The organism is Streptomyces endocoffeicus (genome assembly GCF_016741935.1).
Taxonomy (GTDB): Bacteria; Actinomycetota; Actinomycetes; order Streptomycetales; family Streptomycetaceae; genus Streptomyces; species Streptomyces endocoffeicus.
In genome coordinates this window covers 345056-367095 of record NZ_JAERRG010000004.1, presented here as the reverse complement: position 1 = coordinate 367095, position 22040 = coordinate 345056, and the positions used below count along the sequence as shown (strand labels likewise).

Genomic DNA, 22040 nt, shown 5'->3' with positions numbered 1-22040 from the left:
CCCTCCCCGAAACCGGGCCCCGCCCGGCCCCGCCGGGGGCTCCGCCCCCGGACCCCCGCTCCTCAATCGCCGGAGGGGCTGGATTGTTCCCCTGGAAGGCTGGGTTGTTCCTCTGGAGGGCTGGGTTGTTCCTCTGGAGGGCTGGATTGTTCCTCTGGAGGGGCTGGGGTGTTCCTCTGGGGGGACGGATTGTTTGCCCGGAGGGGACGGATTGTTCGACCGGAGGGCCGCTGGATTGGTCGCCCGGAGGGGCTGGTTGTCCGTGTCGCGCCCCGGGGAGGGCGGGTTGCCCCGGTCCTAAAACTCTTCGCGTCGGGGCGCGGCCGCAAGGCCATAGTCGGCCTGGCCGGGAAGGCGATCGTGGCCCATAACATGCGCGTGCCCCGCGCCGCTTGGGCGGCGCGGGGCATCGGGCGCTCCGGTGTGACCGAGGGTCACCGGGACTGCTGGGCCGGGACGCCGCGGGTGGCCGCCTCGTCCTCGCCCGGGGCACCGGCCGCGGCCACCGCCGCGCCGGTCAGCGTGGCCAGCATCTCGCGGACGTTGGTCAGCTGGGCGTTGATGCTGTCGCGGCGGTTGGTGAGGGCCGCGAGCTCGCGCTCGGATTCGCTGCGGATGCGGTCCGCCTTGGCGTTGGCGTCGGCCACGATGTCCTCGGCCTGGCGCTGCGCGGTCTCCACCGTCTGGCGGGCGCGGCGCTCGGCGTCGGTGCGCAGCTTCTCGGCCTCCAGGCGCAGCTGCTCGGCGCGGTGCTCGATCTCCGCGAGCCGCTTCTCGGCCTTGGCCTGACGCGAGGCCAGGTCGCGCTCGGACTGCTCGCGGCGCTTGGCGAGGTTGGTCTCGAAGTCGGCGGCGGCCTGCGCGGCCTTGGCGCGGGTCTCCTCGAAGAGGGAGTCCGCCTCCTCGCGCTTGGACTGCGCGTCCTTCTGCGCCTCCTGGCGCAGCGTGGCCGCCTCGCCCTTCGCCTTCTCGACGATCCGCGCGCCCTCGTCCTCGGCCTTGGACTTGCGGTCGGCGGCGAACGACTCGGCGTCGTTGCGGACCTGCTGGGCGGCCGACTCGGCCAGCTCACGGTGCTGTTCGGCGGCGCGGCGAGCCTCCTCGCGCAGATCCTTCGCCTCTTCCTCGGCGAGACGGAGGATCTTCTCGACCCGGGCGCCGAGCCCCGCGTAGGACGGCTCCGAATCGTTGATCTGGGCCTGAGCGTTCTGCGTCTCGAGGTGCAGCTCCTCGATGCGCTTTTCCAGAGAGGTGATACGGGCCAGTGCACTGTCACGATCGGCGACGAGCTTGGAAATGCGGTCGTCCACCTGACCGCGGTCGTACCCACGCCGCACGAGCTCGAAGCCGAAGGGGGAGGAAGTGTCGCTCATGGGGTTCCTGTCGAAAGAGACCGGTGAGGTGATAGAGGGAATCCTAGGGGGCCGAACGGCGTGTCATCGAGTCAACGTCTGTTTGATCTGCAGAATGTCCAGCCTTTTGAGTGGCAGTAAGACGGAGACCCCGTCACTCGTCGGGATGATACGGACATGCCGTGATGGACGCAGCCTGACGCGAGACTTACGCGAAACCGACGCGAGACTTAAGCGAAACCTCGATAGGCACAGCTGAGACTCGTCCCCCCGGATACGGTTACCCCTCCGACCGCTTTCCACTCCTCGTCGCACCCGCACCCGCCGCTGTCTTGACTTGGCCGTTCTCCTTGCCGCCCGCGCCACCCGACGCGGGGGTCTCGAAGGATTCCAACGCCTCGAGGACGTCCTGGACACGGGAGATCTCCGCGTTGATGTCCTCGCGGCGGCGCTTGAGCAATTCCAGTTCGCGCTTGCCCTCGTCCACGATCTGCTGCGCCTCGTCCGTGGCCTGGGTCCGGAGCCGGTTCGCCTCCCGCTCGGCCTCGGACTTCTTCTGCTCGGCCTCCTTCAACAGACCCTCGGCCTTCTTCACCGCCGCGATCCGCACCCGGCTCGCTTCGGTTTCCGCCTCCGCGACCAGTGACTTGGCCTTCTCCTCGGCCTTCATCAGCTGCGCGGTGGCCGCCGCGACCAGCTTGTCCACCCGCTCGCCGGTGGACTTCATCTGCTCCGCGGACTCCCGGCGGGCCCGCTCGTGCAACTCCTCGACCTCGGCCTCGGTACGGGTGCGCAGCTCCTCGGCGCGCTCCCGGATGGCCGTGGCGTCGCCCCGGGCCTCGCCCAGCATGGTGTCGGAGTCCGTACGGGCCTTCTCCACCATGGCGTTGGACTCGGCCGTGGCCTCGGAGACCAGCCGGTCCGCCTCATGGCGGGCCACGCCCACCATGGTGTCCGCCTGCTCCTCGGCCGCGGTCGCCGCGCGCAGCGCGGCCTCCCGCGCCTCGGAGGTGAGCCGCTCGGCCTCCGCCGAGGACTCGGTGATCAGCCGGTCGGCCTGCTCGGCGGCGTCCGAACGCCGCTTGTTGGCGTCCTCGCGCGCCCGGTCGATCAGCCGGTCCGACTCGGCCTGCGCCTCGTTGCGGATCCGCTCCGCCTCGGCCGCCGCCTCGGTCTCGACCCGCTCGGCCTCGGCGCGGGTGCGCGCCGCGTGCTGCTGTGCCGAACCGACGGTCTCCGCGGCCTCGCCGCGCAGCCGCTCCGCCTCGCCGCTCGCCTCCGCGTGCAGCCGGTCGGCCTCGTTCCGGGCCTCGGTGACCAGGCGGTCCGCCTGCTCGGCCGCCTCCGAGCGGATGCTGTTGGCGTCGCCGCGGGCCTGGGCCCGGGTGCGGGCCGCGTCCTGCTCCGCGGTCGCCCGCGCGTCGGACGCCTCCGTACGCAGCGCCTGCGCCCGTGTGGTGGCCTCCGAGACCAGCCGCTGGGCCTCCTCGGTGGCGCCGCTGACGAGCGTATCGGCCTGCTCGGCGGCCTCGGCACGGGACTTGTTGGCCGAGCGCCGCGCGTCGTCGAGCGTCTCGTTGGCCTCGGCGCGCAGCCGCTCGGCCTCGTGGGTGGCCTCGGTGACCAGCCGGTCCGCCTGCTCGGCGGCATCCGCGCGGCGCCGGTTCGCCTCCTCGCGGGCCCGCTCGGTCAGCCGCTCCGACTCGGCGATCGCCTCCGCGACCGTGCGCTCCGCGAGCGACTTGGCGGCCTCGGACTCCTCCGTGGCCTCCCGCCGCACCCGGGTGGCGTCCTGCGAGGCGCGCTCCCGCTCCGCGTAGGCGTCCGCGCGGACCCGGTCGGCCTCGGCCTGCGCCTCGTCGCGCACCCGCTGCGCGGCGTGCTCGGCGGTGCCGCGCAGCGCGGTGATCTCCTGCTCGGCCTGCTCGTGCAGCCCGGCGACCGAGTCCCGCACCTGCTGGGCGGTCTGCTCGGCGGCGGCCACCAGGTCGGCCGAGCGCCGCTCGGCCTCCTCGACCAGCCGCTGTGCCTCGGCCTGTGCCTCGGCGACCCGGTTCCGGGCGGCGGCCAGCAGCTCCTCGCTCTGCTCCCGCGCCGCCGTACGCTCCGCCTGCGCCTCCTCGCGGGCGTCGGCGAGCAGCTCCTCGGCCTCGCGGCGGCGGCGGGCCGCCTCCTCCTGGGCGGCGGCCAGGGCCTCGGCGGCCTCGGTGCCGATCCGCTCGGCGGCGCTCGCCGCCTCGGCGCGCACCCGGTCGGCCGTCTCCTGGGCCTCCGAGCGCAGCCGCTCGGCCTCCGCGGCGGCCTCGCCGCGCAGCCGTACGGCCACCGACTCGCCCTCGGCGCGCGCGTTCGACGCATCCGCGGCGGCCTCGTCGCGCAGCCGGGCGGCCTCGTCCTCGGCCTGCTGGCGCAGGCCGTTCAGCCGCTCGGCGGACTCGGTGCGCTGCCGCTCGGTCTCCTCGGCGGTCTCCTTGCGCAGCCGCTCCGCCTCTTCGCGGGCGTCCCGCAGCGCCTGGTCGGCGGAGGAGAGCCGCTGCTCGGCCTCCTGGTGCAGCCGGTTGAGCTCGCCCTCGGCCTCGGCGCGGCGGTCCTCGGCGGCCCGCTCGGCCTCCTCGCGCAGCTCCTCGGCCGCGGTGGCCGCCTCCGACTTGACCCGCTCGGCCTGCTCCTCGGCCGAGGTCACCAGCTCCTCGGCCTCGCCACGGGCCCGCTTCAGCAGCTCATCGGCCTGCCGGCGCAGCGCGTTGGCCCGCTCGATGGCCTCGGTGCGCACCCGCTCGCTCTCGGCGGTGGCACCGGAGCGGGTCTCCTCGGCGTCGGCCTTGGCCTTGGTCAGCAGGTCCTCGGCGGTGCTGGCCGCCTCCTCGATCTGCTGGACCGCCTCACGGCGCGCCTCGGCCCGGACCCGCTCGCCCTCGGCGGCCGCCTCCGACTTCAGCTGCTCGGCCTCGCCGCGCAGCCGGCGGGCCTCCTCCTGCAGCTCGACGGTCTTGGCGCGGTACTCCTTGGTGTCGTCCTTGGCCGTGCCCTTGAGCTGCTCGGCGGTGTCGTGCGCCTCGGCCCGCAGCCGGTCGGCCTCGTCCTCGGCCTCGCGCCGGATCCGCTCCGCCTCGTCGGTGGCCGCCTTGGTGGTGCTCTGCGCCTTCTCCGCGGCGCGGGTCAGCACCTCCTCGGCGCTCCGGGCCGCCTTGGCCAGCTGGGCCGCGGAGTCCTCGGCGACCCTGGCGCGGGCGTCGTCGCCCGCCTCGGCGACCATCCGGTCGGCCTCGGCGCGGGCGTCGTCCCGCAGCTGCTCGGCCTCGGCCCGCAGCCGCTCGGCCTCCTTGGTGGCCTCGCCGACCAGCCGGGCGACCTCCGCCTTGGCGGTACGGGTGCGCGTCTCGTTGTCCGACTCGGCGGCCGTGAGCCGCTTGGCCGCCGCGTCCTTGGCCTCGGTGACCACCTTCTCGGCCTCGCTGCGCGCCTCCCGCAGCGCCTGCTCGGCCTCGTGCATCCGCTGCTCGGCGGCGCGGGTCTGCTCGACCGCGGCACGGCGGGCCTGGTCCGCCTCGCTGGCGGTGGAGGTGCGCAGCTGCTCGGCGTGGTCGGTGGCCTCCTGGGCCTGGGTGCCGGCGTTGGTCAGCAGCCGCTCGGCGTCGGTACGGGCCCGGCGCAGGATCGCCTCGGCCTCGGCACGGGCGGCCTCCGCCTCCGACCCCAGCCGCTGGCGCGCCTGTTCGGTCATCCGCTGGGCCTCGGCGCGGGCCTCGGCCAGGGCGTGCTCGGCCTCCGTCCGGGACTCGTCCATGAGCCGGCGGGCCTGCGCCTCGGTACGGGCCCGCAGCTGCTCGGCCCAGGCCACGTTCTCGTTGACGTGGGACTCGACGGTGGAGCGGCGCTCGGCCAGCTCCTGGTCCAGCCGCTGGCGCCGGGCCACGGCCTCGGCGTGCAGCTCGGCCTCGAGCCGGGACTGCCGCTCGGCCTGCTCCTGCAGCAGCCGCTGGGTCTGGGCCCGGGTCTCGCGCAGCTCCCGCTCGGCGTTGGCGCGCAGCTGGTCCGCCTGGAGCTGCGCGTCCCGCAGCAACTGCTCAGCCTGGTAGCCCGCGTTGGCGCTGTTGTCGTAGGCGGGGCGGGCCGCCAGATTACGGCGCGCCTCATGCAGCTTGGCGCGCAGCACCTCGACTTGGTAGCCGAGGTCGTCGGCGTGCTGGACGGCCTTCTCCCGCTCGGTCTTCAGCCGCTCCATCTCGGCCTCGAACTTCGAGAGCTGATCGTCAGGCTCGTAGCGGTCGTAGCCCCGCACTGCGCGGTCCCATCCGTCCCCTGGTCGCATTGGCGGCCGCTCCGTAACCCTCCGGGTTCCCGTGGTCCCTTGCGGTGCCGCGGGGTCCGTCGACGGGTTCCCTTGCGGTACCGACCAGGCGAGGTGCGTGCCGGGTCGGACCGGAGCTGGCCCTTCCGAGAAATGGTGTCAGATCATCGGCGAAGCCCGGGCCGGACCCCGAACCCTCTCCGTTTCCGTACCCCGGCCGATGCAGCACTCTACCGGCCGGGGAAGGGGTAGGTCAGTGGTCCGCTTCAGTGATCCTCTTCAGTCCTTGTGCGCGGCGGGGTCCGCGGCGGTGACGAGCTCGGTCAGCACACCGTGACAGTCCTTGGGGTGGAGGAAAGTGATCCGGGAGTCCATCGAGCCACGGCGGGGCTGCTCGTAGAGGACCCGGACGCCCTTGTCGCGGATGGCCTCGGAGTCGGTGTCGACGTCGGCGGTGCCGAAGGCGATGTGGTGGACCCCCTCACCGTTCTTGGCCATCCACTTGCCGACCGCTGAGTCCTCCCGGATCGGCTCGAGAAGCTGCAGGTAGGAGGCCCCGCCGTCGGAGGTCTCATTGATCTTGAGCATGGCCTCGCGGACGCCCTGCTCCTCGTTGATCTCGGAGTGGAACACCTCGAAGCCGTACGTGGCACGGTAGAACTCGACAGTCTTGTCGAGGTCGGAACAGGCGATCCCGATGTGGTCGATTCTCGTCAGCATGGGAACAGTGCACCGCCGTACGGTCGGTTACGCAACGTGCGCGCGATCACACCGATGGGCCGGTGACCGCGCGGGTACTCGTCAGTACATTGACGATAACCCTCGTTAACTTCCTTCTCCTCGTGAAGGGGACGCACCAATGACTCGTACGACTTCTGTGATGGTGGCGGGCGCGCGCACGCCCATGGGACGGCTTCTCGGCAGTCTGCGCTCGTTCTCCGGCGCGGACCTGGGCGGGATCGCGATCAAGGCCGCGCTGGAGCGGGCCGGGGTCGGTGCCGAGCAGGTGCAGTACGTGATCATGGGGCAGGTGCTCCAGGCCGGCACCGGGCAGATCCCCGCACGTCAGGCGGCGGTCAAGGCCGGTATCCCGATGAGCGTGCCCGCCCTCACGATCAACAAGGTCTGCCTCTCCGGGCTGGACGCGATCGCCCTGGCCGACCAGCTGATCCGCGCCGGTGAGTTCGACATCGTGGTCGCGGGCGGCCAGGAGTCCATGACCAACGCCCCCCATCTGCTGCCCAAGTCCCGTGAGGGGTACAAGTACGGCGCGGTCGAGATGCTCGACGCGATGGCGTACGACGGGCTGACGGACGCCTTCGAGCACATCGCCATGGGCGAGTCCACCGAGAAGCACAACACCCGGCTGGGCATCCAGCGCCCCGAGCAGGACGAGTTCGCGGCCCAGTCCCACCAGCGGGCCGCCGCCGCGCAGAAGAACGGCCTCTTCGACGCCGAGATCACCCCGGTGGAGATCCCGCAGCGCAAGGGCGAGCCGGTGGTCTTCGACAAGGACGAGGGCATCCGCGGCGAGACCACCGCGGAGCTGCTGGCCCGGCTGAGGCCCGCGTTCACCAAGGACGGGACGATCACCGCGGGCACGTCGTCGCAGATCTCGGACGGTGCCGCCGCGGTCGTCGTGATGAGCAAGGCGAAGGCCGAGGAGCTCGGGCTGGAGTGGATCGCCGAGATCGGCGCCCACGGAAATGTGGCGGGACCCGACAACTCCCTCCAGTCGCAGCCGTCCAACGCGATCGCGCACGCCCTGGGCAAGGACGGGCTGACGGTGGACGACCTCGATCTCATCGAGATCAACGAGGCGTTCGCCGCGGTCGCCGTGCAGTCAATGAAGGACCTGGGCGTCTCCCCCGAAAAGGTGAATGTGAATGGGGGCGCGATCGCCCTCGGCCACCCCATCGGCATGTCCGGCGCGCGCATCGCGCTGCATCTGGCGCTGGAGCTGCGGCGGCGCGGCGGCGGCACCGGCGCGGCGGCGCTGTGCGGTGGCGGCGGGCAGGGCGACGCGCTGATCCTGCGGGTGCCGGCGGGGAAGTAGACGGGAAGCGGACGGCCCCCGCGCGGGAATCCGGTTTCCGTCGCGGTCAGGCGATTGTGATCAAGCGATTGTGCTCGAGCGAGTGAGGAGTACGGCCCCCATGGCTGATGTGCCCACGCTGGTGGAGCAGGCACGGCAGGGGCGGCCGCGTGCGGTCGCCCGGCTGATCTCGCTGGTCGAGGGCGCCTCGCCGCAGCTGCGCGAGGTGATGGCCGCGCTCGCTCCGCTGGCCGGGGGCGCGTATGTGGTAGGGGTGACCGGCTCGCCGGGGGTCGGCAAGTCCACGTCGACCTCCGCGCTCGTCTCCGCCTACCGGCGGGCGGGCAAGCGGGTGGGCGTGCTCGCCGTGGACCCCTCCTCGCCGTTCTCCGGCGGGGCGCTCCTCGGCGACCGGGTACGGATGTCGGAGCACGCCTCCGACCCCGGTGTCTACATCCGCTCCATGGCCACCCGCGGCCACCTCGGCGGGCTCGCCTGGGCCGCCCCGCAGGCCATCCGGGTGCTGGACGCGGCCGGCTGCGACGTGATCCTGGTGGAGACGGTGGGCGTCGGCCAGTCCGAGGTCGAGATCGCCGCCCAGGCCGACACCAGCGTGCTGCTGCTCGCGCCGGGGATGGGCGACGGGATCCAGGCGGCCAAGGCCGGGATCCTGGAGATCGGCGATGTGTACGTGGTCAACAAGGCCGACCGGGAGGGCGCCGACGCCACGGCCCGCGAGCTCAACCACATGCTGGGCCTGGGCGAGTCGCGGTCGCCGGGCGACTGGCGGCCGCCGATCGTGAAGACCGTGGCGGCGCGCGGCGAGGGGATCGAGGAGGTCGTCGAGGCGCTGGAGAAGCATCGTGCGTGGATGGAGGAGCACGGTGTGCTCGCGGAGCGCCGGATGCGGCGGGCGGCGGGCGAGGTCGAGACGATCGCGGTGACCGCGCTGCGGGAGCGGATCGGCGATCTGCACGGCGACCGCCGCCTGGGCGCGCTCGCCGAGCGGGTCGTCGCGGGCGAGTTGGACCCGTACACGGCGGCGGACGAGCTGGTGGCGGCGGTGACCGAACAGGGGTGACCGGACAGGGGTGATGGAGCGGGGGCTCACCCCCGCTCCCCCTCTCGGCCGACGCCCGGTCAGTCGTCGTCGCCGCTGTCGTCGTCGCCGTGGTCGTCGCCGTGGTCGTCGTCGGCCGGGGCCTGGGTGACCTTGCCGGACCGCGGGTCGACGTTCAGGTCGCGCTCCTTGTGGTTCTTGACGGTCTCGACCTCCCACACCGGGGTGTGGTCGCCGTCGAACTCCACGGAGGTCACCGTGCCCCTGGACGCGGCCTTCCGGGCCGCCTCGACGGCCGAGACGTCGGCGTTCCGCAGGGCCCTGGCCTCGGCGGCGTCCTCGGGGTCGTTGTCGTCGTCCCGGTCCACCCGCTGGTCGATCACCTTGCCGTCGGCGTCCAGCGTGACCTCGTGCCACCTGCCGTCCTTGCCCAGGACGTCCGCCTCCCAGCGGCCGTGGTCCCGGTCGATGGAGTCCAGCGTGCCCGGGACGGCCTTCAGCGCGGCATGGGCGGCGTCGGTCAAGGACGCGCGGGCGGTGGTCGCGGCGGTTGCGCCGGTCGTCCGGGAGGCGGGGGACGAGGACTGGGTGCCCGCCACGGCGACGGCCGTACCGCCGGTGATCAGGGCGGCCGCGGCGACGGACGCGATGACGATGTTGCGCTTCATGTGGGTTCCTCCCCATTCGTGTTCGGACGCCAACCACCCTGGCCGATCGATGCTGAAGCCCACCTGAAGCCGCCTGAAGAGATCTTCAGGTTCGCTCTGCGACGCTGGCCGCATGCGTTTGCTGATCGTGGAGGACGAGCGGCGGCTGGCCCTGTCGCTGGCCAAGGGGCTGCGGGCGGAGGGGTTCGCCGTCGATGTGGCGCACGACGGCCGGGAGGGGCTGCACCGTGCGCAGGAGGGGGTGTACGACCTCGTCGTCCTCGACATCATGCTGCCGGGGCTGAACGGCTACCGCGTGTGCGGGGCGCTCCGGGCGGCCGGGCACGACGTCCCGATCCTGATGCTCACCGCCAAGGACGGCGAGTACGACGAGGCGGAGGGGCTCGACACCGGGGCGGACGACTATCTGACCAAGCCGTTCTCGTATGTGGTGCTGGTGGCGCGGATTCGGGCGCTGCTGCGGCGGCGCGGCCCCGGGGCCTCGCCCGTGGTGCGGGTGGGACCGCTCACGGTGGACCGGGGCGCGCGCCGGGTGGAGCGGGACGGCCGGGAGGTGCCGCTGACCGCCAAGGAGTTCTCCGTGCTGGAGCAGTTGGCGACGCGGGCGGGGGACGTCGTCTCCAAGCCGGACATCCTGGAGCATGTGTGGGACTTCGCCTACGACGGCGACCCCAACATCGTCGAGGTGTATGTGAGCGCCCTGCGCCGCAAGTTGGGCGCGGGGCTCATCGAGACCGTACGGGGAGCGGGGTACCGGCTCCGTGCGTAAGGTGTTCGGTTCGGTACGGGCACGGGCCGCGCTCGGGGCGACCCTGGTGGTGGCGGTGGCCCTGGTGGCGGCGGGGATCGCGCTGCTGCGGGTGCTGGGCGCCGATCTGGGGGACCAGGCGCGGCTGAAGGCCCAGGTGGACGCGCGGGAGGTGGCGTCGAAGATAGCCGCCGGGGCGGGCTACGGGTCGCTGAAGCTGGACGAGAGCGTCCCGGTGCAGGTCGTGGACGAGGACGGCCGGGTGCGGGCGGTCAGCGAGGACCTGGAGGCCGTGAAGGGCACCGGGAGCGCGTCCGTGCGGCCCGTGGTGCCCGCCCCTGAGAGCGACGACGACACCGACGATGACGACCGGTCCGCCGGAAAGGTCTCCGCCGGGGAGGAGTACAGCGACGGCTCCGCCCGTGTCGACGGGGAGACCGCGGACTACGTCTGGGCGGCCGTGGAGGCCACCGACACCTCCGGCGAGGACGTCACCGTCTACGCGGGCGCCCCGCTGGCCACCGAACGCGGCGCGGTCACCACGGTGCGGGACGCGATGCTGCTCGGGCTGCCGCTGCTGCTGCTGGTCGTGGCGGCCGTGACCTGGCTGGTGACCCGGCGCGCGCTGCGGCCCGTGGAGGGCATCCGGCGCGAGATGGCCGCCATCACGGCGAGCACGGACCTGGCCCGGCGGGTGCCCGAGCCGGGGTCGCACGACGAGGTGGCGCGGCTGGCCCGGACCACCAACGAGACGCTCACGGCGCTGGAGGCGTCCGTGGAGCGGCAGCGGGCCTTCGTGGCCGACGCCTCCCATGAGCTGCGCTCCCCGGTGGCCTCGCTCCGCACCCAGCTGGAGGTGGGCGCCGCCCATCCGGAGCTGCTGGACCTGGACGGCGCGGTGGCGGACGTGGTGCGGCTCCAGCGGCTCGCGGCCGATCTGCTGCTGCTGGCCCGGCTGGACGCGGGGGAGCGGCCCGCCGGAGGGACGCCGGTGGCGCTGGACGCCCTGGTGCGCGAGGAACTGGCCCAGCGGGTGGCGGACCGGGTGCCGGTACGGGACGAGGCGGCGCCGGTCGCGGTGGAGGGCTCGCGCGGGCAGCTGGCCCAGGTGCTGGGCAATCTGGTCGACAACGCCCAGCGGCACGCCCGGAGCGGGGTGCGGGTGGCGGTGCGCGAGGAGGGCCGGTGGGCCGTGCTGGAGGTCGCGGACGACGGCGCGGGGGTGCCCGAGGCCGAGCGGGAGCGGATCTTCGAGCGGTTCGTACGGCTCGACGACGCCCGCAGCCGCGACGATGGCGGGGCCGGACTCGGCCTCGCCATCGCGCGGGACGTGGCGGTGCGCCACGGCGGCACGCTGACCGTCCGGGCGGCCCCCGAGGGCGGCGCCCTGTTCGAGCTGCGGCTGCCGACGTAGGTCGTGCTGCCGACGTAGGCCGTGCGGCCGGTCCGGCCTACGGGCCCCTTAGACCCGGCCCCGCTGGGTGCGCAGATGCTCCGCGACGGGCGCCAGCGATCCGTGCAGCGCCTTGAGGTCCTCCGCCGCGAGCAGATCGATGAAGTGCCTGCGCACGGACGCCACATGATGGGGGGCGACCTTGCGCATGGTGTCCCAGCCGTGCTCGGTCAGCACGGCGTACAGCCCCCGCCGGTCCGATTCGCAGTTCTCGCGGCGGACCAGGCCGGCGTTCTCCATCCGGGTGATCTGGTGCGACAGCCGGCTCTTGGACTGCAGGGTCGCGGAGGCGAGATCGCTCATCCGCATCCGGTGGTCCTCCGACTCCGAGAGGTTGACCAGGATCTCGTAGTCGTTCATGGTCAGGCCGAACGGCTGCAGGTCCTTTTCGAGCTGGTAGGTCAGCAGCCGGCTGACGTCCAGATGGGTGCGCCAGGCGCGCTGTTCCTCGTCGCTGAGCCAGCGCGTGCCGTTCTCGGTCTCCATGGGATGTATTCTACCTATAGAAGTTGAATTCCGAACCAATGGATGTATCGGGCTAGAGGTCACCTGTTCGACGTTACACTCCGCACCTTCGCGCTCACGAACCGGTACCCCCCGTCTCGCCGACCGATATCTCGGCGACGACCTCCTCCGTGGACTGGAGCAGTACGGTCCCCGCGCCCACGAACTCGAATTGGTGCTCCTCGCCCGAAGCGCCCCCGATGCCCGTACGCGACCGGACGGCCCCGAGGAAGCCGCGCAGATACTGGTGGTCGTAGTGGTGGCACGGCGTCGGACAGTCCGCCCAGCCGACCAGCGCCTGCGGATCCACCCGGATCGGCGGCTCCATGAAGACCACGGGCCCGTTGGAGGCGGCCACGAACTTGCCCGTGCCGAGGAGGGTCAGGAAGCCCGGGACGATGGACTGCTTCAGGGACAGCGAGGGCTGGAAGGCGAGCAGATTGCCGGACCGGATGGAGAGGTTGCCGTCGTCCAGGTCGTAGGAGTTGACGTCGAAGGCGCGGTCCGCGAGCACCATCCTGCCCTGGCCCTCGGCCACCACCCAGTCCGCCGCGTGCAGCGGGGAGTGGAAGCTGTGGGCGATGAGGTGGTCGAGGTGGCCGAGTCCGACGCCCTGGAAGTCGATCTGCCCGTAGTAGGCGATCATCTTCCCCTTCTGCAGGAACCACTGGCCGTTCAGATCCACGCTGAAGGCGTACGGATTGATGTTGTCGTCGACGGGCAGCGTCCAGACGTCATGGATGACGGGGCCGTTCACAGCTTCTCCTCCGATGCCTGGACGTAGACCATGCCGGTGCCGGACAGCTCCAGTTGGAACGCCTCCCCCGAGCCGCGGCCCACCATTTCGCGCCAGCCGATCGCCGTCGAGAGCTTATTGCGAACATCACCCCGGTGGGCGACATAGGCTTGCGGATCGACATGCACCGGACGTCCCGGGACGATCGGCAGCTCCAGCACCCCGCCGTGCGCCAGGACCGCCGCGGAGCCGTGCCCCTCCAGGGTGGTGGTGAACAGCCCCTGGCCGGTGACCTGGCCGCGCACCATGCCCATCACCCCGCCCTGGGAGCCCAGGAACATCGTGCCCTGGCGCAGCGAGCCGTCGAAGGCCAGCAGCCGGTCCGACTCCACATAGAGGGTGTCGCCGACCAGGTCGATCACATGGACGTGGTGGCCGCCGTGCCCGAACATCACCGTGCCCTGGCCCTCGACGGTCATCAGCGGGGTGGCCTCATTGGCGACCCGCCGCCCGATCATCCCCCGCAGCCCGCCCTGGCCGCCGGTGATGCTGGGGGTGAAGTGGACGTCCCCGCGGTAGGCGAGCATCGCGCCACGCTGGCTGAACAGGGTCTGGCCGGGCATCACCTGGGCCTCGACCATCCGCGAGGTGAGCACCTTGAACGGCATCACACCTCACCCCCGATCGTGTTGCGCTCGCTCGGCTGGACATAGACCAGCCCGTCGCCCTCGAAGCGGATCTGGAAGGACTCCCCGCCGCTCTCGCCTATCAGCGCGCCGAAGTTCACCCCCGACTGGAAGTGCTGTTTGAGACCGCCGGTGTGGGCGATGTACGCGCCCGGGTCGACCTGCAGCGGCGTCTGCGGGGTGACGCGCAGCACGACCGCCGTGCCGTCGGAGACGAGCGCGGCCTGCCCGGTGCCCTCGACGGTCGTGGTGAACAGCCCGTTGCCCTGCGCGGAGCCGCGCAGCCCGGTGAAGGAGGTGCCGGTGCGCAGCGCGGCGTCCGTGCACAGCAGATTGCTGGACTCCACATAGAGCTTCTCGCCCTGCAGCGACACCAGGTTGATCTCGCTCGCCCGGTCGGCGAAGTAGCACGTGCCGTGCCCCTTCACCTCCATGACCGCCATCTGCTCACCGGTGAGCCGCCGGGTCACCATCCCGCGCAGCCCCTCCCCGCCACCCGTCCTCTTCTTGAAGGTCATATCCCCCTCGTAGGCGACCATCGCGCCGTTCTTGGCCTTCACGGAGTCGCCGGTCAGATCGACCGCGAGCACCCTGCTTCCCTGGAGCCGAAACTGAGCCACGGAGCCGACGGTAGCGGTCCGGCGACGTCGGCGGACAGGGAGCACCGGGGGCATGGGGTGCCCCCCGGGCGGAGATCGCCCGCGAGGCTGCGACAATGGGCGAAAGCTTGTGCATTCCTTCACAAGCTGGTCCGTGTCTCTCTCTTCACACGAAGGTGCTCTCGTGGACTTCAAGACCGCCACCGCGCTGCGCCGGCTCCGCCTGGTCTCCGCGCCCGAGGCCGTGTCGTTCCTGCTGCTGCTCATCTGCTCGGTGCTCAAGCGCACCACGGACTTCAACGCGGTGCCGGTGATGGGCATGGTGCACGGCGTGCTCTTCATCCTCTACGTGGTCTTCTGGGCGGACGCCTGGAACCGCGCCAAGTGGAAGTGGCAGACCGCGGCCCTGTACTTCGTCCTCTCCGTCCTGCCCACCGGCGGCTTCTTCGCCGAGCGCAAGCTCAAGCGGGAGACCGAGGCCGGGGTGATCGCGGCCCGCGCCCGTAAGGAGGGCGTGGTCAACGCATGATCGTGGCCTTTTCGGTGACACCGCTGGGCGTCGGCGAGGACGTGGGGGAGTACGTGGCCGACGCGGTGCGGGTGGTCCGCGAGTCGGGGCTGCCGAACCGTACGGACGCGATGTTCACCTCGATCGAGGGCGAGTGGGACGAGGTCATGGACGTCGTCAAGCGCGCCGTCGCGGCCGTGGAGGCGCGGGCGCCCCGGGTCTCGGTGGTCCTCAAGGCCGATATCCGCCCGGGGGTCACGGACGGACTGACCTCCAAGGTCGAGACGGTCGAGCGTCACCTCTCCGACTGACTCCGGTGACTCCGGTGCGGGCGGGGGCCTCAGCCCCCGCCCACCAGGGCCATGCCCAGCGGGGTGCGCTCGTACAGCACCTGATGGCCCTGGCGGCGCGAGCTGAGCAGCCCGGCGGCGCGCAGCACCGCCAGATGCGCCGAGACCGACGAGGGCGCCAGCCGGTGCCGGGCGGCCAGGGCCGTGGTGGACGCGGGCTCCTCCAGACCGGAGAGGATCGCGGCGCGGCTGGCCCCCAGGAGCCGTACGAGCGCGTCCGCCGCGACCGCGTCCGGCTCCCGCCACAGCCCGCCGACCCCGCGCGCCGGATAGATCACCGTGGGCTGCCACGGCGGGGCGAAGCCACTGATCACATCCGGCCAGACGAAGACGCTGGGCATCAGCAGCACCCCGCGGCCGTCGAGGTCCTGGGTCTGGGCGGGCAGCACGGAGTTGCGGATGGTGAGCGTCCCGCCGGTCCAGCGCAGCGCCGGGCGCAGATCCGCGAACAGCCGTTCCAGGCCGCCCTCGGCCAGCTGCCGTGAGCGATAGGCGATATCGGCCTCCAGCAGCGCCCGCAGCCGGGGCCAGTCCGGTTCCACCAGGGCCCGCCAGGCCCGTTCGGTCACATCCGCCAGCCGCTGGACGGCCCGCGCCGGATCGTCCAGCATCGCCCGGCCCCGAGGGGAGCCGGCGGCCCCCGGGGTGCACTCCAGGGACAGGGCCAGCTCACGGCGGGCCATGGCGGGATCCGTGGCCCGCATCCGCGCCAGCTCGTCCTCGAACGGCGCGTACGGCACCTCCGGCGGCGGGCCCAGGAAGTCCGGGGTGTAGCCGCGCCCCGGCAGCAGCAGCCACAGCTCCGACAGATCGAGCCCGGCCATCGCCTCCCGCACCCGCCGCAGCCACGGCAGGTGATAGCCGTGCCGCTCGGTCCGGCGCAGGGTGCGCACCGCCTCATGGGTCTGGCACAGCGGCGAGATGGCGAACCGGCAGCGCAGCAGATCGTCGGCACCGAACTGCATATGCAGCGGCATGGTGTCACCCCCCGGGCCCGAAGATTCGGCTCAGTCCGAAACACTAGAGCCCGCCCCGTCCGCACGGGCAGGCTTCCGACATGTCAACGCCCCCCGGGCCCGGCACCACGGGTCCTCTCGAGTCGCGTCCCGACGCGCCCGTCTCCCGACCCGAGCTCGCGCCCGGTGCCGACGAGGGGCCGCCGCGGGGCCCGGGGAGCGTTGGCTACCGCGCGGTGTTCGCGGTCCCGGAGTTCCGGGCCGTCTTCGCCGCGCACCTGGTCTCCATGCTCGGCGAGGTGGTCGGCCAGCTCGCGCTGTCCGTCCTGGTCTTCCGGCTCACCGGATCGCCGCTGCTGAGCTCCCTGACGTTCGCCACCTCGATGCTGCCGTACGTGATCGGCGGCGCCCTGCTGTCCTCCGTCGCGGACCGCTTCCCGGCCCGCCGGGTGCTGGTGGTCTGCGATCTGGTGCACGCCGCGTGCGTGGCCGCGATGGTGGTGCCGGGGATGCCGGTGGCGGCGCTGCTCGCGCTGCGCTGTGTGCCCGCCGCGATCTCCCCGGTGTTCAGCGGCACCCGGTCGGCGACGCTCGGCGACATCCTCGGCGAGGGCGACGCCTTCGTGCTGGGCCGCTCGGTCATCCGGATCACCGCCCAGACCGCGCAGCTCGCCGGGTTCGGCGTCGGCGGGCTGCTGCTCGCCGCCGTCTCGCCGCGGGCCGCGCTGGCGCTCACCGCGGCCGCGCTCGTCGGCTCGGCGCTGGTGCTCCGCTTCGGCACCCGCCGCCGCCCGGCGCGGCAGCTGACCGGGGGCGGGGCTCCCCCGGCTACCGCTGGGAGGTGCTCCCTGCTCGGGGACTCGCTGAGCGGGATCCGGCGGCTGTTCGCGGACCGCCGGATCCGGGCGCTGATGCTGCTGTCGTGGGTGCCGCCGATGTTCGTGGTGATGCCCGAGGTCCTGCTGACGCCGTACTCCGATGGGCTGGGCCTCGGCTCGGCGGGTCTTGGGCTGCTGATGTGCGGGATGCCGGTGGGCGCGGTCGCCAGCGAGACGCTGGTGGGCTCGCTGCTGGGGCCGCGCGCGCGGGCCCGGCTGACGCTGCCGGTCGGCGTCGCGGCGATGCTGCCCGCCCTGGGGTACGCCGTCCATCCGTCGTTCGGCTGGGCGCTGGCCCTCCAGGTGCTGACCGGCTGCGGTATCGCCTACAGCCTCGGCCTCGACCAGTGGTTCTTCGCCGCCGTCCCCGATGAGCTGCGCGGCCGGGCGATGACGGTGATGACGGCCGGGCTGATGACCGCGCAGGGTCTCGGCATGGCGGTCTCGGGCGCGGTCGCCGAATTCGTACCGGTCCATGTGGTGGCCGCGACCGCGGGCGGCTGCGGGGCGCTCTGCTCGCTGCTGGTGGCGCTGGAGGTGCGGCGTACGGTCTCCAGGCCCGTCCGGCCCGAAGTGTGAGATAGGGCTGACCGCGATATGACCGGCCGGTAGGGTCGGTGGTGTGCCGAAGCCGCTCAGCCTGTCGTTCGACCCCATCGCCCGCGCCGATGAGCTCTGGAAGCAGCGGTGGGGTTCCGTGCCGTCGATGGCCGCGATCACCTCGATCATGCGGGCCCACCAGATTCTGCTGAGCCAGGTCGACGCGGTCGTCAGACCCTACGGACTGACCTTCGCCCGCTATGAGGCGCTGGTGCTGCTCACCTTCTCCAAGGCCGGTGAGCTGCCGATGTCCAAGATCGGCGAGCGGCTGATGGTCCACCCGACCTCGGTCACCAATACGGTGGACCGCCTGGTCACATCGGGTCTGGTCGACAAGCGGCCGAACCCCAACGACGGCCGCGGCACCCTGGCCTCGATCACCGACCGGGGCCGTGAGGTGGTCGAGTCGGCCACCCGCGATCTGATGGCGATGGAGTTCGGGCTCGGGGCCTACGACGCCGAGGACTGCGGCCGGATCTTCGAGATGCTGCGCCCGCTGAGGGTCTCGGCGGAGGACTTCGAGGACGACTGAGCGGGGCTTCGGGGGCGGCCGCCGAAGACCGGGGGCGGCGAAGATCGCCCCGGAACGGGCGGTTACGCTCAGGGCATGAAACGCAGTGTGCTGACCCGCTACCGGGTCATGGCCTACATCACCGCAGTGATGCTGCTCGTGCTCTGCACCTGCATGGTGTTCAAGTACGGCTTCGACACGGGCGAGGACCTCACGCTCGTGGTCTCCCAGATCCACGGTGTGCTCTACATCGTCTACCTGGTCTTCGCCTTCGATCTCGGCTCCAAGGCCAAATGGCCGTTCGGCAAGCTGCTGTGGGTCCTGGTGGCGGGCACCATCCCGACGGCCGCGTTCTTCGTCGAGCGCAAGGTCACCCATGAGGTGGAGCCGCTGGTCAGCGGCGCGGAGCCCGCGCCCGCGCAGGTCTGACCCGCGGTTTCGGGGTACTCCGCGCGTCCCGTCCGAGCCCGGACGAGGCGCGCGGAAGCGGTAGCCGGGGTCACCCGATCGGCCGGGTGCGGCGTGTCTTCCTTCGACAATTAGTAGGACGTCCAAGTACTTTTGAAGGATGGACGCCGAAGGCATTGACGCGGGCCGCCGACGGTGGCAGGCCCGGTACGACGCTGCACACAAGCGTGACGCGGCCGGGGGTTCGGGGGCGGAGCACCCAAGGGATTGGACGCGCAGCACGCTCTCGGGGGACCCCGTCGAGCCGGTCTACGGACCCGCCCCGGGCGACTCCGTGGACGGGTTCGAGCGGATCGGCTGGCCCGGGGAGTTCCCGTTCACCCGTGGCCTCTACGCCACCGGGTACCGGGGCCGGTCCTGGACCATCCGCCAGTTCGCCGGGTTCGGCAATGCCGAGCAGACCAATGAGCGCTACAAGATGATCCTCAAGGCGGGCGGCGGCGGGCTCTCGGTCGCCTTCGACATGCCCACCCTGATGGGCCGCGACTCCGACGACCCGCGCTCGCTCGGCGAGGTCGGCCACTGCGGTGTCGCCATCGACTCCGCCGCCGACATGGAGATCCTCTTCAAGGACATCCCGCTCGGCGAGGTCACCACCTCGATGACCATCAGCGGTCCGGCCGTCCCCGTCTTCTGTATGTACCTGGTCGCCGCCGAGCGCCAGGGCGTGGACACCGCACGGCTGAACGGCACCCTCCAGACCGACATCTTCAAGGAGTACATCGCGCAGAAGGAGTGGCTCTTCCCGCCGGAGCCGCATCTGAAGCTGATCGGCGACCTGATGGAGTACTGCTCCGAGGGCATCCCCGCGTACAAGCCGCTGTCCGTCTCCGGCTACCACATCCGCGAGGCCGGGGCCACGGCCGCGCAGGAGCTCGCGTACACCCTCGCCGACGGCTTCGGCTATGTGGAGCTGGGCCTCTCCCGGGGCCTGGACGTCGACACCTTCGCGCCCGGACTGTCCTTCTTCTTCGACGCGCATGTCGACTTCTTCGAGGAGATCGCCAAGTTCCGCGCCGCCCGCCGGATCTGGGCCCGCTGGATGCGCGATGTCTACGGGGCGACCACCGAGAAGGCGCAGTGGCTGCGGTTCCACACCCAGACCGCCGGGGTCTCGCTCACCGCCCAGCAGCCGTACAACAACGTGGTGCGGACCGCCGTGGAGGCCCTCGCCGCGGTCCTCGGCGGCACCAACTCGCTGCACACCAACGCCCTGGACGAGACCCTCGCGCTGCCCAGCGAGCAGGCCGCCGAGATCGCCCTGCGCACCCAGCAGGTGCTGATGGAGGAGACCGGGGTGGCCAATGTGGCCGACCCGCTGGGCGGCTCCTGGTACATCGAGGCGCTGACCGACCGGATCGAGGCCGACGCCGAGAAGATCTTCGAGCGGATCAAGGAGCGCGGCCGCCGTACGGTGCCGGACGGGCGGGAGCCCCGGTGGCCGATCACCGCGGGCATCCTCCAGGGCATCGAGGACGGCTGGTTCACCGGCGAGATCGCCGAATCCGCCTTCCGCTACCAGCGGGCCCTGGAGAAGGGCGACAAGAAGGTCGTCGGCGTCAACTGCCACGAGGGCTCGGTCACCGGCGATCTGGAGATCCTGCGGGTCGGCCACGAGGTCGAGCGCGAGCAGGTGCGGGCGCTGGGCGGCCGTAAGGCCGGGCGTGACGAGGCCGGGATCACCAAGGGGCTCCACGCGATGATCGCCGCCGCCCGCGCGGGGTCCAACATGATCGAGCCGATGCTGGCCGCGGTGCGCGCGGAGGCCACGCTCGGCGAGATCTGCGACGCCCTCCGCGACGAGTGGGGCGTCTACACGGAGCCGGCCGGCTTCTGAACCCCGTCCGGTGCGGGCCCGGCGGCCACCGCGTCCCCGGAGTCCGCCCCGGTCATCCCGTACAGCAGCAGATCCGTGAAGTCCCGCGCCCAGCGCGGGTCCACCGGCTCCGCGCTGACCATCAGCCGGTGGAGCACCGTACCGGCGACCGCGTCGAAGATCAGGTCCGCGTTGCGGGCCGACGCCTCCGGGTCCTCCTCGCGCGGCAGCTCACCACGGAGCCGGGCGCGCTCCCGGCCGATCGTCACCAGCCGCTTCTGCCGCTCCACGATGGCCGAGCGCACCCGGCACCGCAGCGACTCGTCGTGCATGGCCTCGGCGAGGACGGCCATCAGCGCGGTGCCCGTCTCCGGGCGCTCCAGCAGTGACCCCAGCCGGATCACCGCGGCCTCCACATCGGCGTGCAGACTGCCGTGGTCGCACGCTTCCAGGTGTTCGTCGAAGACCGCCGCGACCGCGTCCACCACCAGCTCGCACTTGCTCGCCCAGCGGCGGTAGAGGGTCGTCTTGGCCACTCCGGCGCGGGCCGCCACATCGCCCAGGGTCAGCTTCGCCCAGCCCAGTTCCACCAGGGCGGCACGCGTCGCGCTCAGGATGGCGCGGTCGGCCTCGGCGCTGCGCGGGCGCCCGGTGCGGCGTGCGGACGGGCTCATGCGCGGCACCCTACCCGCCAGTACCACGCATCGTCCCGGGTGAGTTACGCTACGACTCGTAGCGTAAGGGCGTGCCACGGCCGGTCCATCGGCCGATGCGCTTTTCCCTTCACCGCGCGAAGAGGGGAGGATGGGACCATGCAGCCACGGAACATGTCCATGAGTGGAGTGGTCGACCTCGCCGCGGTGAAGGCGGCCGGAGAAGCGAAGCAGAAGGCGGAGCGGGCGCGGGCCGACGCGGCCCGCACCGGGGGCGCGCCCGCGCCCGGCCGTCTGATCTTCAATGTCGACGAGGCGGATTTTCAGCAGGACGTCCTGCAGCGCTCCACCGAAGTGCCGGTCGTCATCGACTTCTGGGCCGAGTGGTGCGAGCCGTGCAAGCAGCTCGGTCCCGTCCTGGAGCGGCTGGCCACGGAGTACGCGGGGCGGTTCGTCCTCGCGAAGATCGACGTCGACGCCAACCAGATGCTCTTCCAGCAGTTCGGCGTCCAGGGCATCCCCGCGGTCTTCGCGGTGATCGCGGGCCAGCCGGTGCCGCTCTTCCAGGGCGCCGCGCCCGAGGCACAGATCCGCCAGGTGCTGGACCAGCTGATCCAGGCGGCGGAGCAGCAGTTCGGCATCGTGGGTACACCGGTCGAGCCCGGCGACCAGGCCGAGGAGGCCGAGGAGGCCGCCCCGGAGGTCCCCGAGTCGCCGCAGGACCTCGCGCTCGCCGCGGCCCATCAGGCGCTGGACGCCGGTGACCTGGGCGGTGCGGTGCGGGCGTACCAGGGCCTGCTCGCCGACGACCCCGGCAACGGCGAGGCCAAGCTGGGCCTGGCCCAGGCCCAGTTGCTGGAGCGCGTCTCGGGGCTGGACGCCACGCAGGTGCGCAAGGCGGCCGCGGAGAGCCCGGCGGATGTCAAGGCCCAGATCGCCGCGGCCGACCTCGACCTGGTGGGCGGTCATGTGGAGGACGCCTTCGGCCGGTTGGTGGACGCGGTGCGCCGTACGGCGGGGGAGGACCGGGACGCGGCCCGCGTTCATCTCCTGAGTCTGTTCGAGGTGATCGGCGGTGAGGATCCCCGAGTGGTGGCGGCGCGCGGCGCGTTGGCGCGGGTGCTGTTCTGACCTCCGGCTCCTCAAACAACACAGCGACCGCTCTTTA

The 22040-nt window shown here is 72.1% G+C and carries 21 protein-coding genes; 11 read left to right on the top strand and 10 right to left on the bottom strand.

Going from position 1 to position 22040, the window contains the following annotated elements; all coding sequences use genetic code 11:
* Positions 1-434 precede the first annotated feature (434 nt).
* The 3 genes from JK364_RS14150 to mce form a co-directional block, all read right to left on the bottom strand.
* Positions 435-1373, bottom strand: coding sequence for a coiled-coil domain-containing protein (locus tag JK364_RS14150; RefSeq protein WP_020868384.1), 939 nt, complete (start codon positions 1371-1373; stop codon positions 435-437).
* Positions 1374-1632: 259 nt separating this feature from the next.
* Positions 1633-5664: a polarized growth protein Scy gene (scy, locus tag JK364_RS14145; protein ID WP_307841269.1), complete on the bottom strand. Its 4032-nt coding sequence runs from the start codon at positions 5662-5664 to the stop codon at positions 1633-1635.
* A gap of 258 nt (positions 5665-5922) precedes the next feature.
* Positions 5923-6363: a methylmalonyl-CoA epimerase gene (gene mce / locus JK364_RS14140; protein ID WP_201851245.1), complete on the bottom strand. Its 441-nt coding sequence runs from the start codon at positions 6361-6363 to the stop codon at positions 5923-5925.
* 157 nt (positions 6364-6520) lie between these two features.
* Between mce and JK364_RS14135 the strand changes: the two genes are divergently transcribed.
* Positions 6521-7699 carry an acetyl-CoA C-acetyltransferase gene (locus JK364_RS14135; RefSeq protein ID WP_201851471.1) on the top strand — a complete coding sequence of 393 codons (1179 nt, stop codon included), beginning with the start codon at positions 6521-6523 and terminating at the stop codon, positions 7697-7699.
* Positions 7700-7799: 100 nt separating this feature from the next.
* A complete protein-coding gene (meaB, locus tag JK364_RS14130) occupies positions 7800-8759 on the top strand; it encodes a methylmalonyl Co-A mutase-associated GTPase MeaB (protein ID WP_201851243.1) in 960 nt (319 codons plus the stop codon).
* A gap of 59 nt (positions 8760-8818) precedes the next feature.
* Here meaB and JK364_RS14125 read toward each other — a convergent pair whose 3' ends face one another.
* The gene (locus JK364_RS14125) at positions 8819-9406 is read right to left on the bottom strand and encodes a PepSY domain-containing protein (protein WP_201851241.1); all 588 of its coding nucleotides are present in this window, start codon (positions 9404-9406) and stop codon (positions 8819-8821) included.
* 112 nt (positions 9407-9518) lie between these two features.
* On the opposite strand from JK364_RS14125, the gene JK364_RS14120 reads away from it, so the two are divergent.
* Positions 9519-10175, top strand: a complete 657-nt coding sequence (locus JK364_RS14120; protein ID WP_201851239.1) for a response regulator transcription factor — start codon at positions 9519-9521, stop codon at positions 10173-10175.
* Complete coding sequence (locus tag JK364_RS14115) at positions 10168-11568, top strand: sensor histidine kinase (RefSeq protein ID WP_201851237.1); 1401 nt, start codon at positions 10168-10170, stop codon at positions 11566-11568. Before JK364_RS14120 ends, JK364_RS14115 begins: the two co-directional genes overlap by 8 nt.
* A 48-nt stretch (positions 11569-11616) precedes the next feature.
* Here the strand turns inward: JK364_RS14115 and JK364_RS14110 are convergent, their stop codons facing one another.
* The 4 genes from JK364_RS14110 to JK364_RS14095 form a co-directional block, all read right to left on the bottom strand.
* Positions 11617-12093, bottom strand: a complete 477-nt coding sequence (locus tag JK364_RS14110; RefSeq protein WP_201851235.1) for a MarR family winged helix-turn-helix transcriptional regulator — start codon at positions 12091-12093, stop codon at positions 11617-11619.
* A 94-nt stretch (positions 12094-12187) separates the two neighbouring features.
* Positions 12188-12868 carry an AIM24 family protein gene (locus JK364_RS14105; protein ID WP_201851233.1) on the bottom strand — a complete coding sequence of 227 codons (681 nt, stop codon included), beginning with the start codon at positions 12866-12868 and terminating at the stop codon, positions 12188-12190.
* Complete coding sequence (locus JK364_RS14100; protein WP_201851231.1) at positions 12865-13515, bottom strand: AIM24 family protein; 651 nt, start codon at positions 13513-13515, stop codon at positions 12865-12867. The genes JK364_RS14105 and JK364_RS14100 overlap by 4 nt, the downstream gene beginning before the upstream one ends.
* A complete protein-coding gene (locus JK364_RS14095; RefSeq protein ID WP_201851229.1) occupies positions 13515-14153 on the bottom strand; it encodes an AIM24 family protein in 639 nt (212 codons plus the stop codon). The genes JK364_RS14100 and JK364_RS14095 overlap by 1 nt, the downstream gene beginning before the upstream one ends.
* 163 nt (positions 14154-14316) lie before the next feature.
* Here JK364_RS14095 and JK364_RS14090 point away from each other — a divergent pair, with 163 nt between their 5' ends.
* The gene (locus JK364_RS14090) at positions 14317-14661 is read left to right on the top strand and encodes a DUF3817 domain-containing protein (protein WP_020868373.1); all 345 of its coding nucleotides are present in this window, start codon (positions 14317-14319) and stop codon (positions 14659-14661) included.
* Entirely contained in the window at positions 14658-14951 is a 294-nt protein-coding gene (locus tag JK364_RS14085; protein WP_201851227.1) for an MTH1187 family thiamine-binding protein, read from the top strand. The genes JK364_RS14090 and JK364_RS14085 overlap by 4 nt, the downstream gene beginning before the upstream one ends.
* 29 nt (positions 14952-14980) lie before the next feature.
* On the opposite strand, the gene JK364_RS14080 is transcribed toward JK364_RS14085, so the two are convergent.
* Positions 14981-15967, bottom strand: coding sequence for an ArsR/SmtB family transcription factor (locus JK364_RS14080; RefSeq protein WP_201851225.1), 987 nt, complete (start codon positions 15965-15967; stop codon positions 14981-14983).
* 80 nt (positions 15968-16047) lie between these two features.
* Between JK364_RS14080 and JK364_RS14075 the strand changes: the two genes are divergently transcribed.
* The 4 genes from JK364_RS14075 (at position 16048) to icmA (ending at position 20240) form a co-directional block, all read left to right on the top strand.
* On the top strand, positions 16048-17403 hold the full coding sequence (locus tag JK364_RS14075; RefSeq protein WP_201851223.1) for an MFS transporter: 1356 nt from the start codon (positions 16048-16050) through the stop codon (positions 17401-17403).
* A gap of 43 nt (positions 17404-17446) precedes the next feature.
* Positions 17447-17956: a MarR family winged helix-turn-helix transcriptional regulator gene (locus tag JK364_RS14070; RefSeq protein ID WP_201851221.1), complete on the top strand. Its 510-nt coding sequence runs from the start codon at positions 17447-17449 to the stop codon at positions 17954-17956.
* A gap of 75 nt (positions 17957-18031) precedes the next feature.
* On the top strand, positions 18032-18364 hold the full coding sequence (locus tag JK364_RS14065; protein ID WP_164432901.1) for a DUF3817 domain-containing protein: 333 nt from the start codon (positions 18032-18034) through the stop codon (positions 18362-18364).
* A 139-nt stretch (positions 18365-18503) separates the two neighbouring features.
* Positions 18504-20240 (top strand): coenzyme B12-dependent isobutyryl-CoA mutase large subunit, encoded by a 1737-nt coding sequence (gene icmA, locus JK364_RS14060; RefSeq protein WP_201851219.1) that lies wholly within the window; start codon positions 18504-18506, stop codon positions 20238-20240.
* Here icmA and JK364_RS14055 read toward each other — a convergent pair.
* A complete protein-coding gene (locus JK364_RS14055; protein ID WP_201851217.1) occupies positions 20216-20893 on the bottom strand; it encodes a TetR/AcrR family transcriptional regulator in 678 nt (225 codons plus the stop codon). The genes icmA and JK364_RS14055 overlap by 25 nt on opposite strands.
* A 138-nt stretch (positions 20894-21031) precedes the next feature.
* Here JK364_RS14055 and JK364_RS14050 point away from each other — a divergent pair, with 138 nt between their 5' ends.
* Positions 21032-22003 carry a tetratricopeptide repeat protein gene (locus tag JK364_RS14050; RefSeq protein ID WP_201851215.1) on the top strand — a complete coding sequence of 324 codons (972 nt, stop codon included), beginning with the start codon at positions 21032-21034 and terminating at the stop codon, positions 22001-22003.
* Positions 22004-22040 lie beyond the last annotated feature (37 nt).